We start from the raw sequence: 18,224 nt of genomic DNA, 5'->3' as shown, positions 1-18,224 counted from the left end.
ATGACGCTTGGCCCTGATGGATGGCTGATTGAGGCGCGGCGAGTTCCGTCGCCCAATTTCGATACGCGCCCCATCGATATGGCGATATCGTTGCTTGTCGTTCATGCCATCAGTCTGCCCCCCGGGGTGTTCTCTGGTGATTGCGTTGAGCGGCTATTCCTTAATTCGCTCGATACTTCCGCGCATCCGTATTTTGTCGGGCTCAAGGGCTTGCGTGTGTCGTCGCATTTTTTTATTCGACGTGACGGCGAGTTGGTGCAGTTCGTTTCTTGCTGCGATCGCGCGTGGCATGCAGGCGTGTCGGCATGGCAGGGGCGTTCGCGCTGCAATGACTTTTCCATCGGCATCGAACTTGAAGGCGGTGATGACGACGTCTTCGAAGAGGCGCAATATCGGCGCTTGTCGAGTCTGGTCGCGTGTTTGAGTCATCGGTATCCCATTGCTGCAGTGGCGGGACATGCCGATATTTCTCCAGGGCGCAAGACTGACCCCGGTACGCGCTTCGATTGGACTCGTTTGCCTGCGATGCTAGTGGCAGAGCGCAATCGCATAACGCGGTTTTTTATGCAGGGCACAAAATAATTCTTGCGTCAAGTGTTTTCGGAAACTACAATTAGTCTCGATTGACGAGAGAGGCACAATATCTAGTAGCCGATGTGTGGCAGCGATTTGTGCCAGCTTCAATGATTGGAATCCGGATGCTTGTTGCTTGCGCTGGTTTCCGTTAGCGGACCTTGATAGATTTGAACGGATTATTGAGTCACGAAAATCTATTTGTCATGATGCGCTTACCGGGGTCGTACGGTGTTGCCTGGTCTCCGTTTCTCTCTGCTTCTGTTCCCCATTTTTTCTGGCCGACCGGCTCGGCTTCGTTCCGAGTTTCGCGTCATGCTTATGGCATTGTCGCGCGCGTTCTGTCGGTTTGGCGTTTGCCGGGTTTTGTCGAGGATTCAATGTGCGCGTCGGCGATGCGCTTGTTGAAAGGTCCGCAATGAAAGCGGGCGGGTCGCAGTCGTTTTACACGAGGGGTTAATCAGTTTTTTCCTAGAAGGAGGTTGAGATGGCAACAAGTGCTAAGAAACCGGCGGCGGCTGCGAAGCCTGCTGCCAAGAAAACTGCAGTGAAAGCCGCCGCCAAGCCTGTGGCGAAAAAAGCCGCTGTCAAGGTAGCGAAGCCGGCGGTGAAGAAGGCCGTCGCGAAGAAGGTCGTGGCCAAGCCGGCCGCCAAGCCTGCGGTGAAAAAGGTCGTGGCGAAGAAAGCCGTCGCCAAGTCTGCCGCCAAGCCGGCGGTGAAGAAGGCGGTTGCCAAGAAGGCGGTAGCCAAGCCTGCCGCCAAACCGGCAGTGAAGAAGGCCGTCGCCAAGAAAGCCGTGGCGAAGAAAGCCGTCGCCAAGCCTGCTGCCAAGCCGGCGGTGAAGAAGGCGGTTGCCAAAAAGGTTGCTGCCAAGCCGGCCGCCAAGCCAGCGGTGAAGAAGGCCGTCGCCAAGAAGGTCGTGGCGAAGAAAGCGGTTGCCAAGCCCGCCGCCAAACCTGCCGCCAAGCCGGCGGTGAAGAAGGTTGCCGCCAAACCGGCGGTGAAGAAGGCTGCCGCCAAGCCGGCGGCGAAAAAGGTTGAGGCCAAACCTGCCGCGAAACCGGCTGCAAAAAAAGTCGCGGTGAAAAAGGAAGCAGCCAAGCCTGCGGCGAAACCCGAGGTGAAGAAGGCTCCCGTCAAGAAGGCAGCGGTACCCGCTCCGGCGCCTGCAGCAGCTGCGCCGGCTTCGGCTCAGCCCTCGACGGCGGCGACGCCGGGAATCAAATCGGCACTGAATCCCACCGGCGCTTGGCCGTTCCCGACGGGTTCGCGTCCGAAGTGATCTGCCGGGAGACGGCCGCCGGCCTGTCTCCTCTCCGGCGCAAGGGGCCCGGCTTCGGTCGAGCCCCTTGTTATTTGGCGAGAAACGTTCGGATCCTGTCGATCGCTTCTTCCAGCCGTTCTATGCCCGTCGTGTAGGCAAAGCGAATATGCGATCGGGGTGCGGCGACGCCGAAATCAAGCCCGGGGGTGACTGCCACGCCGGCGCGCTCAAGCAGTGATAGCGCAAATTGATGACTGTCCGGCGTCAGCGTGCTGCAGTCTGTGTACGCATAGAATGCCCCTTCGGGTTTTGCCGGCAGATGAAAGCCCAACGACTCCAGTGCAGGGACGAGGTAATCCCGGCGTCGCTTGAATTCCGCACGTCGCTGTTCGAGGATGTCGATCGTTTCGGGCAGGAAGGCGGCCAGCGCGCCGTACTGTGCGATCGTGGACGCGGCGATGAAGAGGTTTTGCGCGAGCTTTTCGATGTCGCGGGTATATCGTTCGGGCACGACCAGCCAACCGAGGCGCCAGCCGGTCATGTTGAAATATTTTGAGAAACTCTGAACGATGAAAATATCGTCGCTGATCGAAAGCGCACTGCGCGCATCTTGTTCGTAGGTCAGCCCTTGGTAGATTTCGTCGACGATTAGTGTGCCGCCTTTCTTGGCGACGCATCGGGCGATGTCACCGAGTACCGTTTCGTCGATCAGCGTTCCGGTCGGGTTGGCCGGTGAGGCGAACAGTGCGCCGCCAGTACGTTCGTTCCAATGGCGCTCGATGTCTTCCGGCGTCGGTTGGAAGCGATCTTCTGGCCGAACCTGGATGCCGACAGGAAGTCCTTCGAAAGCGCGGACGAAGTTGGCGTTACAGGGATAGCCGGGGTCGGTGAGCAACCATTCGCTACCGGGCGAGACCATGCAGGCGAGCGCAAGCAGCAGCGCGCCAGAAGCGCCGGCGGTGACGGCAATGCGACTGGGCGCAATGCTGACGCCATAACGCGTGCGGTAGTGCTCGGCGATCGCTTCGCGCAATTCCGGCAGTCCGAGCGCTGGCGTGTAGAAAATGTCGCCGCGGGCGAGGCGCGTTTGCGCTGCCGCGATGATGGGGGCTGGCGTCGGGAAGTCCGGCTCGCCTATTTCCATATGGATGATGTCGCGTCCGGCAGCCTCCAGTGCTTTGGCATGCGTCAGCAACTCCATGACATGAAACGGTTCGATGTTGGCGAGGCGGCTGGCGGAAAGGGGATGCATGGCTGAAGTGATCCTGTGAAGGAAAAAGGGTGGAGGGCACGGCACGGTCGGGGGCGAGGAAAAAAGGCCGCCCGAAGGCGGCCTTTGGTGCCGTGAGGCGTGCTCGATCAGGCCTTGAACTTGGCCTCGAGTTCGTCGCGGATGGCGGCGAGCTTGGTCGGCAGCTTGCTGCCCATCTTCTCGAACCATTCCTTGACGCCAGCGAGTTCGCCGAGCCAAACGTCCTTGTCGAGCTTGGTGACGTTTTCGAACTGTTCCTTGCTGAAATCGGCACCGGTCCAGTCGATGTCATCGTACTTGGGCATGGTGCCCAGCGCGGTGTCGACGCCACCGACGCGGCCTTCACAACGGTCGATGATCCACTTCAGCACGCGGGCATTGTCGCCAAAGCCCGGCCAGGCGAAGCCGCCCTTCTCGTCCGTGCGGAACCAGTTGACCATGAAGATCGGCACCGGCTTGGTGGCGACCGGACCCATCTTAAGCCAGTGGCTGTAGTAGTCAGCCATGTGGTAGCCGCAGAACGGCAGCATGGCGAACGGATCGCGACGCACGACGCCTTGCGCACCGAAGGCGGCAGCCGTCGTTTCGGAACCGAGCGTGGCGGCCGTGTAGACGCCGTGCTCCCAGTCGGTGGCCTGGCAGACCAACGGCACCGTCGAAGCGCGGCGGCCGCCGAACAGGAAGGCCGAAATCGGCACGCCGTCGCCATTCGACCAATCCTTGTCGATGCACGGGCATTGCGAGGCCGGGGCGGTGAAGCGCGAGTTCGGATGCGCGGCCTTGGTGCCTTTTTCCTTGGCGATTTCCGGCGTCCAGTCGTTGCCCTGCCAGTCGATCGCGTGGGCGGGCGCCGGGCCCATGCCTTCCCACCAGACGTCGCCGTCGTCGGTCAGCGCGACGTTGGTGAAGATGGTGTTTTCGGCCAGCGAGGCCATTGCGTTGAAGTTGGTCTTATCGTTCGTGCCCGGGGCGACACCGAAGAAACCGGCTTCCGGGTTGATCGCGTAGAGGCGGGTGACGCCGTCCTTGTCCTTGCGCGGCTTGATCCAGGCGATATCGTCGCCGATCGTCGTGATTTTCCAGCCTTTCAGACCGGCCGGCGGGACCAGCATGGCGAAGTTGGTCTTGCCGCAGGCCGACGGGAAGGCGGCGCAGACATAGTGCTTGTCACCGGCAGGCGACTCGACGCCGAGGATCAGCATGTGTTCGGCCAGCCAGCCGCCGTCGCGCGCCATGCTCGAGGCGATACGCAAAGCCAGGCACTTCTTGCCGAGCAGGGCATTGCCGCCGTAACCTGAGCCGTACGACCAGATTTCGCGCGTTTCCGGGTAGTGAACGATGTACTTGGTGGTCGGGTTGCACGGCCACTTCGGGTCCTTGGTGCCCGGCTCTTTCGGTGCGCCGATTGAGTGCACGCAGGGGACGTAGGTGCCGTCGTTGCCGAGGATCGGGAAAACGTCCTTGCCCATGCGCGTCATGATGCGCATGTTGACGACGACATAGGCCGAGTCGGTGATTTCGATGCCGATTTGGGCGATCGGCGAGCCGAGCGGGCCCATCGAGAAGGGAATGACGTACATCGTCCGACCCTTCATGCAGCCCTTGAACAGGCCGTTCAGCGTGTCACGCATCTTGGCCGGGGCTTCCCAGTTGTTGGTCGGGCCGGCGTCTTCCTGTTTTTCCGAGCAGATGTAGGTGCGGTCTTCGACGCGCGCGACGTCGGAGGGGTCGGAGAATGCGAGGTAGGAATTCTTGCGCTTCTTCAGTTTGACGAAGGTGCCGGCATCCACCAGTTCCTGGCACAGACGGTCATATTCTTCCTGGGAGCCATCGGCCCACACGACACGCTCCGGCGTGGTCAGTGCGGCGATTTCGGCGACCCATTGCTTCAGGCCTTCATGGGTGACATACGACGGTGCATTGATTGGTACAGTTTGACTCATGACAAATACTCTCTCTCTGTTGGGTAGTTGGAAAAACCATAATTGACGCAAGGTCAACCTGCCCGTCTTGTAATGTAGGGAGTGCCGGGAGAGGCGAGAGTACGCCGCCGGCTAGTTCGAGGGATGGGCTGAACCTGCGCTGCGAAGCGTGTTTCATCATGTTTCTTGTTGCCACTGTTGGGGCGGGAAAGATGCTATCACATCGATTGTAATCGCGCCTATGCTTTTGCCGAATTCGACCCTTGTGGCGGTAGGGATTGGCGGCGGCAGCGATACTGTGCTCAAGTTATTTGTAGGATTGACGTTGTATTTACTTGTTTTGTATGTATTTTGACTATTGCGTTTCGAAATCGCTTAGAATCTGTCCGGTTTTTTGGGCCTTATGCTGGGAGAATTGGGTAAATGCATTTCTTGTTGAAAGCGATGACGGTGTTAGCCGTAGTGATGGCCAGTGGTCTGGCGGGAGCGAACTCGTCGGCGACGCTTGACAAGAGCAAGGCCAAGACGGCTGCGCCAAAGGCAGCGAGCCACACGCAGAAGGCGGTTGTTGCCAAGTCGGTCAAACAATCGACGGTCGTTGCGCGCAAAGCACATGCCTCGGCGCAGTTGGCCGGCAAGACACGCGGTCTCCAGTCCGCCGATACCTGGCGCGAAGCCCAGAAACTGGCGCTCTATTCGGCGTCAGCGCTGGTGCTCGATCAACGCGCCGGCGATGCCCTGTTCCAGAAAAACGCCGATGTGGTTGCGCCGATCGCCTCGATCACCAAGCTGATGACGGCCATGGTGGTGCTGGATAGCCAGCCAAATCTGCAGGGGGCGGTCGCTATTTCCGAAGAGGATGTCGACACCTTGCGCGGGAGTCGCTCGCGTTTGCATGTGGGTTCTGTCCTCAGTCGCGAAACGGCGCTCCTGCTTGCCCTGATGTCATCTGAAAACCGTGCCGCGCACGCGTTGGCCCGCCACTATCCTGGCGGCCTGTCGGCATTTATCGCAGCGATGAATGCCAAGGCGCAGTCGCTGGGGATGGCGCACACGCGCTTTGAGGATCCGACCGGCCTGAGTAGCAATAACGTGTCCACGGCGCATGATCTGGCGCGCATGGTTACGGCAGCACATCACTATCCACTGATCCGCGAATGGTCGACGACGTCCGAGGCGATGGTCGAGGTGAGTGGGCGCGAACAGACTTTTCGCAATACCAACCCGTTGGTGAAGAGTCCCGCCTGGGATGTCGGCTTGTCGAAGACCGGCTATATCCATGAGGCCGGCAAGTGCCTGGTCATGCAGGCCCGGGTCGCGGAAAAACCGGTCGTCATCGTTTTGCTGGATTCGGCCGGCAAGATGACGCGCGTTGGCGATGCCAACCGGATCAAGCGCTGGATGGAGAGTGCGCAGGCCTCGCACAAGACGCAGACGCATGCGGCAGTCCGCGGCGATGGCAAAGGGCCGGGCTGACGAATTCCGGGATGAAAAAAAGCCGCGGTGTCCGCGGCTTTTTTGTTTTAGCGATGCGCTGTCGGCCGGTAGCCGAGCGCTCGCGAGATTTCTTCGGCGGTCTGCTTGATCAGCGCCAACCAACTGTCCCGATGGCGGTCCGTCGGCGCCGAGACCGACAGGCCGGCGACGATCTTGCCTTCGTCATCGAGGATCGGTGTGGCGACGCAGCGCAAGCCGATTTCGGCTTCTTCCATGTCGTAGGCGATCGAAGTTTGCCGGATGGTGGCCAATTCCGCCTCGAGCGTTTCGATCCGCGTCAGTGAGTGTTCGGTCTTGCCTGGCAAGCCGGTGCGCTTGGCGTAGGCGCGAACTTCCGCAGGCGTGTCCGAGGCCAGGAACAGTTTGCCGAGCGAGGTCAGGTGCAGGGGAGCGCGTCCGCCGACGAGATAAACGACGCGGACCAGCGAGCGGCCGCTTGAGGTGCGTTCGACATAGACGATGTCGTCCTGGTCGCGGATGCCGAGATTGACGGCTTCGCCGATCTGGTTGTGCAGTTCCTGCATGAACGGGCGGGCGACGGCGCCGATGCTGATGCGCGATTTGACGATGTTGCCGAGTTCGAGCAGGCGGATGCCAAGTGCGTAGGTGCTGTTTTCCTGTCGCTCGACCAGTCGGGCATGCGCCATGACCGCGAGGATGCGGTGTGCGGTCGAGGGGTGCAGGCCAGTCGCTTGCGAGAGTGTCTTGAGGGTTGCCGCTTCGTTCGTCTCGGCCAGGACGTCGAGTAGCGACATCATGCGTTCGATGACCTGAATTGAACCCTTGGCTTCGGAGGGAGTTGCCATGATTCCTGTCTGATCTTTCGTTTCGGTTCGAGCCGGCATACTATTCGGCGCAACGACCGGCCGCTTGCGAGGACTGCGCCGCGAATAGTGCACTATCTTACCATCATGTGGAATGACATTGGCGGATGTAATGACTGAATTGAGGATTTCCGAGGGGGATGTGGCGGCATTGCCAGTTTTGCCGCTCTGGATTGGCGGGCATGCCTATCTGAGCGTGTGTCAGCAGTACGGCATACTGCTTCGCGCGCAGTCCGGCGTGCCGGTGCGGCGGTTTCCGGTATGCGGTGAGGCGGAAGTCGCGCGCGCGTGCGAATCTGCCCGTGGCGCGTTGGTGGCCGGGGCAGGGGGGGCGGCGTCGACGGAGGACTGCTGGTGTGGATGGGCAGGGCTCGTCGAGCGCTATCACGGCCATTTGACGGGCTTGCTGCAGGAGGAGTCGGGTTGGGCCGAGCGTGCCGCAGCGGACGAGGTGTCGGCCGCTGCCGCGTGCCTGCGTGACACGGGCCGTTCGGGACAGTGCTGTCTTGCTGCCATCGGGCCGAGTCCGGCTGCGCCGATATCGGGCTTGCTGCGCGTTGCCGTGCCGATTCTGCGGTCTGGCGGTGCCGTGATTGCGGTGTCGTCGCCGAATGCGCCGTCAGTGCTGGTGGCGTTGGCCGAACTGAGTGCGCGCGCGGGCTTGCGGCCGGGGGCGTTTTCGCTCCTGCACGGAGATACTGCGACCTGGGCCACCCTCGGCGCGCAGTCGGATGTGACGGTCTTTGCCGGGGCGCCGGCGCCGGTTTGAGGCGGGGCCGGCCCGAACCGGCGCGGGCGCAACGGTATAATGGTCCGACTATGAGCGATCACTCTCTTCATTCGCATGGGCACACGCACGGTCATGCCCATGATCATGGCCACGCGCACGATCATTCGCATTCCCATTCGCACGACCATCACGCCCATGCTGCCGGCCCGCGCCTGGTTTGGGCGCTGGCCCTGACCCTGGGCTTTGCCGGCGTCGAGGTATTGGCCGGTTTCTGGTCGGGTTCCCTGGCCCTGCTTGGCGATGCCGGACACATGTTGACCGATAGTGCGTCGCTGGCCTTGGCGGCGATTGCCGCGCGTCTGGCGCAGCGTCCGCCATCCCGCCGTCATACCTATGGTCTCGGCCGCGTCGAAACCTTGGCCGCGTTGCTGAACGTGCTGTTCATGGCGGTCGTGGTGGTCGGCATTTCGATGGCGGCGATCGACCGTTTGCTGACGCCGACCGCGATTCATGGCGAGGCGGTGACCGTGGTGGCGATCATCGGTTTGTGCGTCAACGTTGGTGTTGCCTGGTTGTTGATGCAAGGCGAGCAGACGATGAACACGCGCGGCGCGCTGCTGCATGTGCTCGGTGACTTGCTCGGGTCGGTGGCGGCGCTTGTCGCCGGGGCGGTGATCTGGCGGACCGGTTGGACGCCGATCGATCCCCTGTTGTCGCTGCTGATCTGCGCGCTGATCCTGGCGTCGAGCCTGCGGCTGTTGCGCGAGGTCGTGCATGCATTGCTTGAGGGGGTTCCCCCGGCCCTGTCGGTCGAAGAGATCGGCCAGGTGCTGGCAGGTGTCGACGGCGTGCGTTCGGTACATGATCTGCATATCTGGACCCTGTCGTCGAACCGTATCGCCCTGTCGGCGCATGTGGTCGTCGATGCCCTCGATCGCTGGCCGGCGGTGCTGGCCGAGATGCAGCATCTGCTGACGCACCGCGGTATCGGTCACGTCACCTTGCAGCCGGAGGTCAATGTCCATCCGTTGCGCCGCATGTCGCCGGTCGAGCGTCCGGACATCGAGGCACAGGCATGAGGGCCTTGGTACAAAGGGTGCGTGAGGCGCGCGTCGAAGTGGGGGGCGAGGTCGTTGGCGCCATCGGGGCTGGCATGCTGGTGCTGGTCGGTGTCGAGGATGCCGACGAAGAGGCCGATATCCGCTGGCTGTCGGCCAAACTGACCGGTTTGCGCATTTTCGACGATGCGGCCGGCGTGATGAATCGCAGCATTGTCGATGTCGGCGGCGACGTGCTCGCTGTCAGCCAGTTCACGCTATTTGCCTCGGTCAGGAAAGGTAACCGGCCGTCATGGAGCCGAGCGGCGCGGGGCGAAATATCGCGCCCCCTGTTCGAGCAGTTCGTGCGGCAGATGGAGCAGGATCTGGGACGCGTCGTTCCGACCGGCGTGTTCGGTGCCGAGATGCAAGTTCATCTCGTTAACGACGGGCCGGTAACCCTGTTTATCGACACCAAGGATAGCGGGCGCTAACGCAGTTTTTTTCGAGTGCGCCAACGTAATTTTCGATCTCTCAAATATGTGGAAAGCCGCAGTCGCGGCGCCCATGCCATGCGCTACCATTTCACGGTTCTTATCCTAATCGGCTATTTGCATACCTGAAATAAGGAGTAATTCGACATGGCACTACCTTTCCCGATTCTGACCGCTGAAGAAGCGGCCGAAATGATCCAGAATGGCGACAACATCGGTTTCAGTGGCTTCACCGCGGCCGGCGCGGCCAAGGTTGTGCCGTTTGCGCTGGCGCAAAAGGCCAAGCGTGAACATTCGGCCGGCCGTCCGTTCAAAGTCGGCGTTCTGACCGGCGCTTCGACCGGCAAGTCGCTCGACGGCGCCCTCGCCGAAGCCAATGCCATCAGCTTCCGTACGCCGTACATGGGCAACCCGACGCTGCGCAAGCTCATCAACTCCGGTGAAGTCAAATACTTCGACATGCACCTCTCGGCTTTGCCGCAGGCCGTGCGCTACGGCGCTCTCGGCAAGCTCAATTGGGCCGTGGTCGAAGTCTGCGACATCCTTTCGGGGGGCGGCGTCGTGCTGACGACGTCGATCGGCGCTTCGCCGACCTACCTGCACTGTGCCGACAAGATCATTCTCGAACTCAACTCCGCGCACCCGGCGGCGTTGCTCGGCCTGCATGACATTTTTGAGCCGAAGGATCCGCCCGCTCGTCAGGAAATCCCGATCTATTCGGCTTCGCAGCGTGTCGGTTCGCCGATTTGCCTGCTCGATCCGAAGAAGATCGTTGCCGTCGTGCTGAACAACCAGGTCGATGAGACCGGCGGCTTCGATCCGGCGACGCCGGAAACCGACCAGATCGGTCAGAACGTTGCCGATTTCCTCGCCGCCGAAATGAAGGCCGGCCGTATTCCGTCGTCCTTCCTGCCGCTGCAGTCGGGCGTCGGCAATATCGCCAACGCCGTGCTCGGCGCGATCGGCCGCAGCACCGACATCCCGGCGTTCGAGATGTACACGGAAGTGCTGCAGGATTCGGTGATTCCGCTGCTCGAGAACGGCCGCTGCTCGTTCGCTTCGACGACGTCGCTGACCCTGAGCCAGGAAGCGATGCAGAAAGTGATCGGCAACCTCGATTTCTACAAGAAGCACATTCTGCTGCGTCCGCAGGAAATCTCGAACAACCCGGAAATCGTCCGTCGTCTCGGCATCATCTCGATGAACACCGCGATCGAATTCGACCTCTCCGGTAACGTCAACTCGACGCACGTGCTCGGCAAGACGATGATGAACGGTATCGGCGGTTCGGGCGACTTCACGCGCGCTGCCTACCTGTCGATCTTCTCCTGCCCGTCGACGGCGAAGGGTGGCAAGATTTCGGCGGTCGTGCCTTTCGTTTCGCACCTCGACCACAGCGAGCACTCGGTGTCCGTCGTTGTCACCGAACAGGGCGTCGCCGACCTGCGCGGCAAGGACCCGCTGCAGCGCGCCGAGTTGATCATCCAGAACTGCGTGCATCCGGACTACAAGGAACAGATGCGCGAGTATCTGAAGCAGATCAACAAGACCAACCACGAGCCGTTCTCGCTGAGCACCTCCTATGGCATGCACCGTCAGTTCGAGAAGACCGGCGACATGCGCGGCATCAATTGGGCCGACTATCGCTGATCGCCCCGGGTTTTTCGGAATCCAGGCCCCGCCTCGTGCGGGGCTTTTTTATGGCGTGGCGCTCTTCACGCGCGCCGGGGTTTTTCGTTACATTACAGTACGCTGTGGCGAGGCGAAGGGGATGACATGCGGTTGATACGCGGATTCTGGACGAAGGCGATGCGGCAGGGGGGGCTCATGCTCGCCTGTTTGGTGCTGGCTTCCTGTTCAAGCCTTTTGAAGGCGCCGGAAGTCGATGTCGCCAGCATCGAACTCGCCGGATTCAACCTGAGCGAGCAGCGTTTCGCCCTCGTTCTCGATCTGCGCAATCCGAATCCGGTCGAGCTGTCCTTGCGTCGTCTCGACTTTTCGGTCGAACTCGATGGCCGGCCGTTTGCCCAAGGACATTCCGTGCAGCCCGTGCGGGTGCCGGCGAACGGTACGGCGCAGCTTGACGTCCAGGCCGTCAGCCGCCTGACGACACTGCTGGAGCGTCTTCGCGCCGCGCGTAGCGATGGCCGGGCGCGCCTGTTTTACCGCATTTTCGGATCGGCTGAACTCGACGGTGTCGGGACGCTTCCGTTTGATCGTCAGGGTTCGGTGCCGTCCTGGTGCGCCAACTGCGATCCGGCGCGTGGTCGCAGCGGGTCGAGCAAGGGCGACAAGCCGTTGTGATCGATCTCGTGCATGAGCGCCAATAGTTGCCCCAGCCGTCCTTTCGGAAAGCCTTCGCGCGCCATCCAGTTAAGGTAATGGCCGGGTAGATCGGCGATGAACCGACCCTTGTATTTGCCGAAGGGCATGCGCAGGACGAACAGTTGCTGGAGTTGCTCCCGCGAGAAGCATTCAGGGTCGATCATTTTTTCGTCATTGCAGTGATGAGGACGTTCCCGGTCGGCGCCGGTGCTTCGGAAGCGAGCGGGCTGTCATCGATCTGCATCGGTTCGTCTGCGAGTGTTCCGCTCATCGACGCTCTCCCTGTTTCGATTGCCGGCACGCCAAACTGTCCAGCGTATCCCGGTCGCTTAAGTATTGTCGGCCAGGATGCGAAGCGCCACGGCTTCCGCCGCCTTGATGCCGTCGATGCCGGCCGAGAGAATTCCGCCGGCATAACCTGCGCCTTCTCCGGCCGGAAAGAGTCCGCTGATATTGACGCTCTCGAAATCGTCGCCACGGGGAATGCGCAAGGGCGACGAGGTCCGTGTCTCGACGCCGGTCAGCATGGCGTCGGGGTTGGCAAAACCGCGAATCTGACGGTCGAAGGCGGGGATGGCCTCGCGTAGTGCTTCGATCGCGAAGTCAGGCAGCGCGGTCGAGAGATCGGTGAGGTGTACGCCGGGTTGGTATGACGGGATGACCTGGCCGAGCTGAGTCGACGGGCGTCCGGCGAGGAAATCGCCGACGCGCTGACCCGGTGCCGCGTAGGTGCCGCCGCCGAGTTCGAAGGCACGGGCTTCGAGGCGGCGCTGGAATTCGATGCCGGCAAGCGGGTTGTCGATGCCGCCGTAATCCTCCGGAGTGACGTTGACGACGAGTCCGGCGTTGGCATTGCGTTCGGCGCGCGAATACTGGCTCATGCCGTTGGTGACGACGCAGCCCGGTTCCGAGGTGGCCGCCACCACCTGGCCGCCGGGGCACATGCAGAAGCTATAGACGGCGCGGCCGTTGCCGGCGTGATAAACGAGTTTGTAGTCGGCCGCGCCAAGGAGCGGATGGCCGGCGTTAGGGCCGAGGCGCGCCTTGTCGATCAGCGATTGCGGATGTTCGATGCGGAAACCGACGGCGAAGGGCTTGGCCTCCATGCGGACGCCTTGCGCGAGCAGCGCCGCGAAGGTGTCGCGGGCGCTGTGGCCGAGGGCGAGAACGACATGCCGGGTGGCGATATGCTCGCCATTTGCCAAGGTGACGCCGCGGATCGCCCCGCCTTCGATGTCGAGGCCGGTGACACGGCTCTGGAAGCGGATTTCGCCTCCGAGCGATTCGATTTCGGCGCGCATGCGCTCGACCATGCTGACCAGCCGGAAAGTGCCGATGTGCGGATGCGCGACGTAGAGGATTTCTTCAGGCGCGCCGGCCTTGACGAATTCGCTGAGGACCTTGCGACCGAGGAAGCCCGGATCCTTGACCTGGCTGTACAGCTTGCCGTCGGAGAAGGTGCCGGCCCCGCCTTCGCCGAACTGGACGTTGGATTCCGGGTCGAGCTGGTGGTTGCGCCACAGTTTCCAGGTGTCGCGCGTGCGTTCGCGGACCGCCTTGCCGCGTTCGAGGACAATCGGACGAAAGCCCATTTGGGCGAGCACCAGCGCGGCGAAAATGCCGGCCGGCCCAAAACCGACGACGACCGGGCGCGACGCGAGGTGAGCGGGGGCGTTGGCGACGAAACGGTACTGCATGTCGGGCGTCGGCCGGATCTTGGCGTCGTCCGAAAATTGCGCGACCAGACTGTCTTCGTCCTCGATCTCGACGTCGACGGTGTAGATGAACATCAGCGCATTTTTTTTGCGCGCGTCATGGCTGCGTTTGAAAATGCGGATGTCGCCGATGGCCGAGGCCGGTCGCTGCAGGCGGGCGGCAACGGCGGCGCGCAGCGCTTCGGGCGGATGTTCGAGGGGGAGTCTCAGTTCCTGGATGCGGATCACCGGGAGGCTTCCTGTTGGCCATAGGTTGAAAACTTGTCGAGGACGACGGCCATTTCGGTCGCGTCGAGGACGACCGGCGCACCGAGTTGGCAGGCGCGCCAATATTGCTCGCACAGTTCTTCGAGTTCGACGCCGAGTGCGAGGGCCTGCGGCAGGTCTTTGCCGAGCACGAGCATGCCGTGATTGCCGAGCAGGCAGCCGCTGCGCCCGGTCAGTGCAACGAGCGCCGCGTCCGACAGCGCCTGGGTGCCGAAGGTCGCGTAATCGGCGCAGCGCAGGCTGTCGCCGCCGAAACGAGCGATCATGTAATGGAAGGCCGGGATGTCACGGCGCAGGCAGGCGAGCGTAGTGGCGAACGGCGAGTGGGCATGCAGGATGGCGCCTGCTTCCGGTCGTTGGGCGTAGATGTCGCGGTGAAAGCGCCACTCCGACGAGGGTTTGCGCAGGCCGTCGAAGCTGCCGTCGAGATGCATGAAGACGATGTCGTCCGGTGTCAGCGCCTCATAGGCCATGCCGGTGGGGGTGATCAGGAATCCGTCTGCCCCGTTTTCGCTCACACGTGCGCTGAGGTTGCCCGCGGTGCCGCGGTTGAGCCCGCAGGGCGCCATCCGGCGCGCAGTTTCGATCAGTTGCTGGCGTAGTGTCAGTGTTTCATCGGGCATGGCTGCACTCGGGGTAAAGCGACGTCAGCCCCTCGCGGCTGGCCGCGCAGCATCCGCGCTCGGTGACAATCGCGTCGACGAAGCGGGCGGGCGTGACGTCGAAGGCCGGGTTGCCGACGGCTTCATCCGCCGGCAATTGCCGGATCGTTGCCGGGACCCCGGCCTCGGAAAGCCCGCCGACGACCCGGAGTTCGTCGCCATCGCGCGCTTCGATCGGGATGGCTTGTCCGTCCCGGCAGGCGAAATCGATCGTCGAGCGTGGTGCCGCGACCCAGAACGGCACGCCGGCCTCGCGTGCCGCCAGGGCCTTGAGGTAGGTGCCGACCTTGTTGGCGACGTCGCCGTTGGCGGCGATGCGATCGGCGCCAACGATGACGGCGTCGACCTGATGCGTGGCCAGCAGGATGCCGGCGGCATTGTCTGCGATGACCGTGTGGGGAACGCCGTGCTGGCGGAGTTCCCAGGCCGTCAGCAGGCCCTGGTTGCGCGGCCGTGTCTCCGAGACCCAGACATGGATGTCGATGCCAGCGTCGAAAGCGGCGTATACCGGCGCCAGCGCGGTGCCATGGTCGACCGTCGCCAGCCAGCCGGCATTGCAATGCGTCATGACGTTCATCGGCGCCGACGACTTGGCGAGCGGACGCAGCCGGGCGAGTCCATGTTCGCCGATGCGGCGGCACTGAGCGACGTCCTCCTCGGCGATTGTGCCGGCTTCGGTCCAGGCGGCCTGGGCACGCTGCTCACGGGGCAGTGCCTGCAATCTGGACTGCATGCGTGCCAGCGACCAGGCGAGGTTGACCGCCGTTGGGCGCGTTGCGCCGAGGCACTGAAGCGCCGCATCGAGCGCCGCTTCGCTAGCATCGTTCTGCATCGCCAGCGCAAGTCCATAGGCGGCGGTGACGCCGATCAGCGGCGCGCCGCGCACCTGCATGGCGCGAATGGCATGCGCTGCGCCGGCGAGGGTGTCGATACGAAGCGTGCGATACAGGTGTGGCAATGCCGTCTGGTCGATGATTTCAATGGCATTGCCGGACGGTTCGGCGCGCAGTGTGCGGGTCGGGATGTCGTTGATGTTCATGGTCGGGGAGGGGGGCGCGACATTTCGCGCGCCGGTTGCCGGGCCGGCGTCAGCCGGCGGAAAGGGCGCGCCGCTCGACCTCGATCCTGGCCATGAAGCGCTGGATCTGCGTCTCGTTGGCGAGCGACAGGTTGACGAATTTGCAACCGAGGTGCCAGATCGGCTTGTTGGTCAGGCTTTCGGAATGGTTGATGTAACGTATTTCGAGCGTGACCGCGAAGGTGCCGGATTCCCTGAGGTCGAGCCAGCAGTTCTCGACGCGTTGCATCGTTTCGAATTTCGGTGCCTCGCCGAGCTGGATGCCAATGCCGCCGACCGAGATATCGTAGATCGGCAGGGCCAGTTCTTCCGGCGTGTTGCGCCAGAAGCGGCAGAGGTAGGGCTTGGTTGACGGCAACTGCAGACGGAATGCGTCGCGGCGTTGCAGGCGCAGCAGTGAGGACGGGATCGCTACGGCCAGCACTTCTTCTCCATCCAGTTTGGCCAATTGCGGGCTGCGTCCGGAAAACTGGATACGGATGCCATCGACAATCGCCGAGAACTGACAGCGTTCGGAGCGCAGGAAGGCTTTGTTCGTCTCCGGACTGCCGCCGACATCGAGGTAGAGCAGCTTCTTTGTTTCGGAGAGGTCGATGAGAACGGTCAGGAAACTATGCCGTCCCTCGTCAAAGGTGACGGAAACACGGGCCTTCAGCCTGATCAGATTGCGGAGCTGGAATAGAACCTCGCGTTGTCCGCTCAGCGTACAACGTTCGATTTCGTCTTCGGTGTGCGAGGTGCTCATGTGTCCGATCGTAGCTGCCCGTAGCTGCCCAGTATGCTAATTATGCGAATCGTAACGACGAATCGTCTTTCGCGCTACAACGGAAGCGTCGGTTGGGCAGGCATTGCGCTTGTCTGTCGCATTTCATGCCCATACACTATTACCTTCCAATACCTCTATTTTACTGTAAACATAATGATTCCATCTTCATTGGCCATCGATTCCAAGCTGCCGTGGGTCGGGACGACGATTTTTACCGTCATGTCGCGTCTGGCTACCGAGTGCGGCGCGATCAACCTGTCCCAGGGTTTTCCCGATTTCAGCGCTGAACCGGCTTTGTTCGAGGCGACGATGCGGGCCATGCAGAATGGGAGGAACCAGTATCCGCCGATGGCGGGACTGCCCGAGTTGCGGCATGCCATTGGCGCCAAGGTCGAGTCCCTTTACGGCGCTCGTTTCGATCCGGAGTCCGAAATTACGGTGACGGCAGGCGCGACACAGGCGCTGTTCACGGCGATCGCGGCGTTCGTGCGTCCCGGCGACGAGGTGATCGTCTTCGCACCGGTCTATGACAGTTACGTGCCTGCGATCGAAACGGTCGGTGGCCGGGCGGTCTATGCTTCCCTGCTATTTCCAGACTATCGGCCGGACTGGGAGAGCGTGCGCCGCCTGGTGTCGCCGCGCACCCGGATGATCATCGTCAATACGCCGAACAATCCGACCGGCAGCCTGATGACGGCGGATGACCTCGCGACGCTGGCGGATATCGTCCGCGATACCGATATCGTCGTTCTTTCCGATGAAGTCTATGAGCATATCGTTTTCGATGGCGGCAAACACCTGAGCGTCATCAGCCGCGAAGATCTGGCGGCGCGCAGCATTGTCGTTTCGTCGTTCGGGAAGACCTATCACATCACCGGCTGGAAGATCGGTTATGTACTCGGCGCCGCCGCCCTGATGAACGAATTTCGCAAGGTGCATCAATTCAATGTGTTCACGGTCAATACGCCATGCCAGGCAGGGATCGCCGAATACATGGCCGATCCCTCCCGTTATCTCGGCTTGGCGGCGTTCTACGAGCAGAAACGCGATTTTTTCCGGGCGCAGTTGCAGGGCTCGCGCTTCGAGTTTCTGCCTTGTCGCAGCACCTATTTTCAGCTGGTCCGCTATGACGCGATCTCCGATTTGCCCGATCGGGAATTTGCCGAATGGCTGACGCGCGAAGTCGGCGTGGCGGCGATTCCGGTGTCGGTCTTCTATCCGGATGGGCGCGACGATCGCGTCGTGCGTTTCTGCTTCGCCAAGCAGGACAGCACCCTGTCGGCGGCCGGCGAGCGGCTGCGGCGGATCTGAGCGTCCGGGGAAAGCCTTTTGTCGTTGATCTAGGAGAGTGTCATGACGTTGTTACAGGAGTTCAAAGCCTTTGCCATGCGGGGCAATGTCGTCGATCTGGCGGTCGGCGTGATTGTCGGTGGCGCGTTCGGAAAGATCGTCGATTCGGTCGTCGGCGACCTGATCATGCCGATCATCGCCTGGATCATGGGCGGCAAGCTCGATTTCTCCGGCATGTTTCTGGTGCTCGGCAATGTGCCGCCGGGTACCGCCATGACGCTCGATGCTTTGCGCAAGGCGCAGGTGCCGGTCTTCGCCTATGGCAGTTTCATTACCATCCTTGTCAATTTCATCATCCTGGCCTTCATCATCTTCATCATGGTCAAGCAGCTGATTCGTCTGAAGCGGGCTGAGCCGCCGGCGCCGCCGCCACCGACGCCCGAAGAAGTGCTGCTGCTGCGGGAGATCCGCGACAGCCTGAAGAAATAGGCGGAAAAAACAAGAGGGCGACAAAGGGCGGGTCACCGC

At 61.9% G+C, this 18,224-nt stretch carries 18 protein-coding genes; 10 read left to right on the top strand and 8 right to left on the bottom strand.

The genetic code is table 11. The features are described 5' to 3' along the window. Positions 1-582, top strand: coding sequence for a 1,6-anhydro-N-acetylmuramyl-L-alanine amidase AmpD (gene ampD / locus BLR25_RS11835; RefSeq protein ID WP_218122726.1), 582 nt, complete (start codon positions 1-3; stop codon positions 580-582). Positions 583-1,060: 478 nt separating this feature from the next. Continuing rightward, positions 1,061-1,855, top strand: coding sequence for a hypothetical protein (locus tag BLR25_RS11830; RefSeq protein WP_091937841.1), 795 nt, complete (start codon positions 1,061-1,063; stop codon positions 1,853-1,855). 70 nt (positions 1,856-1,925) lie between these two features. Here BLR25_RS11830 and BLR25_RS11825 read toward each other — a convergent pair whose 3' ends face one another. Together BLR25_RS11825 and BLR25_RS11820 are read right to left on the bottom strand one after the other, a co-directional pair. Beyond that, the gene (locus BLR25_RS11825) at positions 1,926-3,089 is read right to left on the bottom strand and encodes a pyridoxal phosphate-dependent aminotransferase (protein WP_091937839.1); all 1,164 of its coding nucleotides are present in this window, start codon (positions 3,087-3,089) and stop codon (positions 1,926-1,928) included. A 107-nt stretch (positions 3,090-3,196) separates the two neighbouring features. Beyond that, positions 3,197-5,032: a phosphoenolpyruvate carboxykinase (GTP) gene (locus BLR25_RS11820; protein WP_091937837.1), complete on the bottom strand. Its 1,836-nt coding sequence runs from the start codon at positions 5,030-5,032 to the stop codon at positions 3,197-3,199. Between the two features lie 402 nt (positions 5,033-5,434). On the opposite strand from BLR25_RS11820, the gene pbpG reads away from it, so the two are divergent. After that, the gene (pbpG, locus tag BLR25_RS11815) at positions 5,435-6,487 is read left to right on the top strand and encodes a D-alanyl-D-alanine endopeptidase (RefSeq protein ID WP_218122722.1); all 1,053 of its coding nucleotides are present in this window, start codon (positions 5,435-5,437) and stop codon (positions 6,485-6,487) included. A gap of 47 nt (positions 6,488-6,534) precedes the next feature. Here the strand turns inward: pbpG and BLR25_RS11810 are convergent, their stop codons facing one another. Next, positions 6,535-7,314 (bottom strand): IclR family transcriptional regulator, encoded by a 780-nt coding sequence (locus BLR25_RS11810; RefSeq protein ID WP_245715539.1) that lies wholly within the window; start codon positions 7,312-7,314, stop codon positions 6,535-6,537. 130 nt (positions 7,315-7,444) lie between these two features. Between BLR25_RS11810 and BLR25_RS11805 the strand changes: the two genes are divergently transcribed. From BLR25_RS11805 to BLR25_RS11785, 5 genes are all read left to right on the top strand, one after another. Further along, positions 7,445-8,101 carry a hypothetical protein gene (locus BLR25_RS11805; protein ID WP_143009838.1) on the top strand — a complete coding sequence of 219 codons (657 nt, stop codon included), beginning with the start codon at positions 7,445-7,447 and terminating at the stop codon, positions 8,099-8,101. Positions 8,102-8,151: 50 nt separating this feature from the next. Then, on the top strand, positions 8,152-9,141 hold the full coding sequence (locus tag BLR25_RS11800; RefSeq protein WP_091937833.1) for a cation diffusion facilitator family transporter: 990 nt from the start codon (positions 8,152-8,154) through the stop codon (positions 9,139-9,141). Further along, the gene (gene dtd, locus BLR25_RS11795; RefSeq protein WP_091937831.1) at positions 9,138-9,593 is read left to right on the top strand and encodes a D-aminoacyl-tRNA deacylase; all 456 of its coding nucleotides are present in this window, start codon (positions 9,138-9,140) and stop codon (positions 9,591-9,593) included. The genes BLR25_RS11800 and dtd overlap by 4 nt, the downstream gene beginning before the upstream one ends. Before the next feature lie 147 nt (positions 9,594-9,740). Further along, positions 9,741-11,243: a butyryl-CoA:acetate CoA transferase gene (locus tag BLR25_RS11790; protein ID WP_091937830.1), complete on the top strand. Its 1,503-nt coding sequence runs from the start codon at positions 9,741-9,743 to the stop codon at positions 11,241-11,243. A gap of 126 nt (positions 11,244-11,369) precedes the next feature. Continuing rightward, positions 11,370-11,897 (top strand): LEA/WHy family protein, encoded by a 528-nt coding sequence (locus BLR25_RS11785; RefSeq protein WP_091937828.1) that lies wholly within the window; start codon positions 11,370-11,372, stop codon positions 11,895-11,897. Here the strand turns inward: BLR25_RS11785 and BLR25_RS11780 are convergent. From BLR25_RS11780 to BLR25_RS11760, 5 genes are all read right to left on the bottom strand, one after another. After that, positions 11,813-12,082: a DUF3820 family protein gene (locus tag BLR25_RS11780; RefSeq protein ID WP_091937826.1), complete on the bottom strand. Its 270-nt coding sequence runs from the start codon at positions 12,080-12,082 to the stop codon at positions 11,813-11,815. The genes BLR25_RS11785 and BLR25_RS11780 overlap by 85 nt on opposite strands. 165 nt (positions 12,083-12,247) lie before the next feature. Further along, positions 12,248-13,861 (bottom strand): NAD(P)/FAD-dependent oxidoreductase, encoded by a 1,614-nt coding sequence (locus BLR25_RS11775; protein ID WP_091937824.1) that lies wholly within the window; start codon positions 13,859-13,861, stop codon positions 12,248-12,250. Then, positions 13,858-14,523: a class II aldolase/adducin family protein gene (locus BLR25_RS11770; protein ID WP_091937822.1), complete on the bottom strand. Its 666-nt coding sequence runs from the start codon at positions 14,521-14,523 to the stop codon at positions 13,858-13,860. Before BLR25_RS11770 ends, BLR25_RS11775 begins: the two co-directional genes overlap by 4 nt. Further along, positions 14,513-15,601 (bottom strand): S-methyl-5-thioribose-1-phosphate isomerase, encoded by a 1,089-nt coding sequence (mtnA, locus tag BLR25_RS11765; protein WP_091937821.1) that lies wholly within the window; start codon positions 15,599-15,601, stop codon positions 14,513-14,515. Before mtnA ends, BLR25_RS11770 begins: the two co-directional genes overlap by 11 nt. Positions 15,602-15,650: 49 nt before the next feature. Then, complete coding sequence (locus BLR25_RS11760; protein ID WP_091937819.1) at positions 15,651-16,385, bottom strand: flagellar brake protein; 735 nt, start codon at positions 16,383-16,385, stop codon at positions 15,651-15,653. Positions 16,386-16,559: 174 nt separating this feature from the next. Here BLR25_RS11760 and BLR25_RS11755 point away from each other — a divergent pair, with 174 nt between their 5' ends. Beyond that, positions 16,560-17,717 carry a pyridoxal phosphate-dependent aminotransferase gene (locus BLR25_RS11755; RefSeq protein ID WP_176785862.1) on the top strand — a complete coding sequence of 386 codons (1,158 nt, stop codon included), beginning with the start codon at positions 16,560-16,562 and terminating at the stop codon, positions 17,715-17,717. Positions 17,718-17,759: 42 nt separating this feature from the next. Then, positions 17,760-18,185, top strand: a complete 426-nt coding sequence (mscL, locus tag BLR25_RS11750) for a large conductance mechanosensitive channel protein MscL (RefSeq protein ID WP_091937817.1) — start codon at positions 17,760-17,762, stop codon at positions 18,183-18,185. The last annotated feature ends 39 nt before the right edge of the window (positions 18,186-18,224 follow it).

It is taken from the genome of Propionivibrio dicarboxylicus (genome assembly GCF_900099695.1).
Taxonomy (GTDB): Bacteria; Pseudomonadota; Gammaproteobacteria; order Burkholderiales; family Rhodocyclaceae; genus Propionivibrio; species Propionivibrio dicarboxylicus.
Note: the sequence above shows the minus strand (reverse complement) of the source record. Positions and strands in the feature narration are given on the sequence as shown.

Coding starts and splice junctions, on each gene's coding strand:
- BLR25_RS11810 (WP_245715539.1), bottom strand. CDS start 7,314: ATGGCAACTCCCTCCGAAGCCAAGGGTTCAATTCAGGTCATCGAACGC.
- mscL (WP_091937817.1), top strand. CDS start 17,760: ATGACGTTGTTACAGGAGTTCAAAGCCTTTGCCATGCGGGGCAATGTC.
- pbpG (WP_218122722.1), top strand. CDS start 5,435: ATGCATTTCTTGTTGAAAGCGATGACGGTGTTAGCCGTAGTGATGGCC.
- BLR25_RS11805 (WP_143009838.1), top strand. CDS start 7,445: ATGACTGAATTGAGGATTTCCGAGGGGGATGTGGCGGCATTGCCAGTT.
- dtd (WP_091937831.1), top strand. CDS start 9,138: ATGAGGGCCTTGGTACAAAGGGTGCGTGAGGCGCGCGTCGAAGTGGGG.
- BLR25_RS11780 (WP_091937826.1), bottom strand. CDS start 12,082: ATGATCGACCCTGAATGCTTCTCGCGGGAGCAACTCCAGCAACTGTTC.
- BLR25_RS11790 (WP_091937830.1), top strand. CDS start 9,741: ATGGCACTACCTTTCCCGATTCTGACCGCTGAAGAAGCGGCCGAAATG.
- BLR25_RS11825 (WP_091937839.1), bottom strand. CDS start 3,089: ATGCATCCCCTTTCCGCCAGCCGCCTCGCCAACATCGAACCGTTTCAT.
- BLR25_RS11770 (WP_091937822.1), bottom strand. CDS start 14,523: ATGCCCGATGAAACACTGACACTACGCCAGCAACTGATCGAAACTGCG.
- BLR25_RS11760 (WP_091937819.1), bottom strand. CDS start 16,385: ATGAGCACCTCGCACACCGAAGACGAAATCGAACGTTGTACGCTGAGC.
- BLR25_RS11820 (WP_091937837.1), bottom strand. CDS start 5,032: ATGAGTCAAACTGTACCAATCAATGCACCGTCGTATGTCACCCATGAA.
- BLR25_RS11830 (WP_091937841.1), top strand. CDS start 1,061: ATGGCAACAAGTGCTAAGAAACCGGCGGCGGCTGCGAAGCCTGCTGCC.
- BLR25_RS11785 (WP_091937828.1), top strand. CDS start 11,370: ATGCGGTTGATACGCGGATTCTGGACGAAGGCGATGCGGCAGGGGGGG.
- ampD (WP_218122726.1), top strand. CDS start 1: ATGACGCTTGGCCCTGATGGATGGCTGATTGAGGCGCGGCGAGTTCCG.
- mtnA (WP_091937821.1), bottom strand. CDS start 15,601: ATGAACATCAACGACATCCCGACCCGCACACTGCGCGCCGAACCGTCC.
- BLR25_RS11800 (WP_091937833.1), top strand. CDS start 8,152: ATGAGCGATCACTCTCTTCATTCGCATGGGCACACGCACGGTCATGCC.
- BLR25_RS11755 (WP_176785862.1), top strand. CDS start 16,560: ATGATTCCATCTTCATTGGCCATCGATTCCAAGCTGCCGTGGGTCGGG.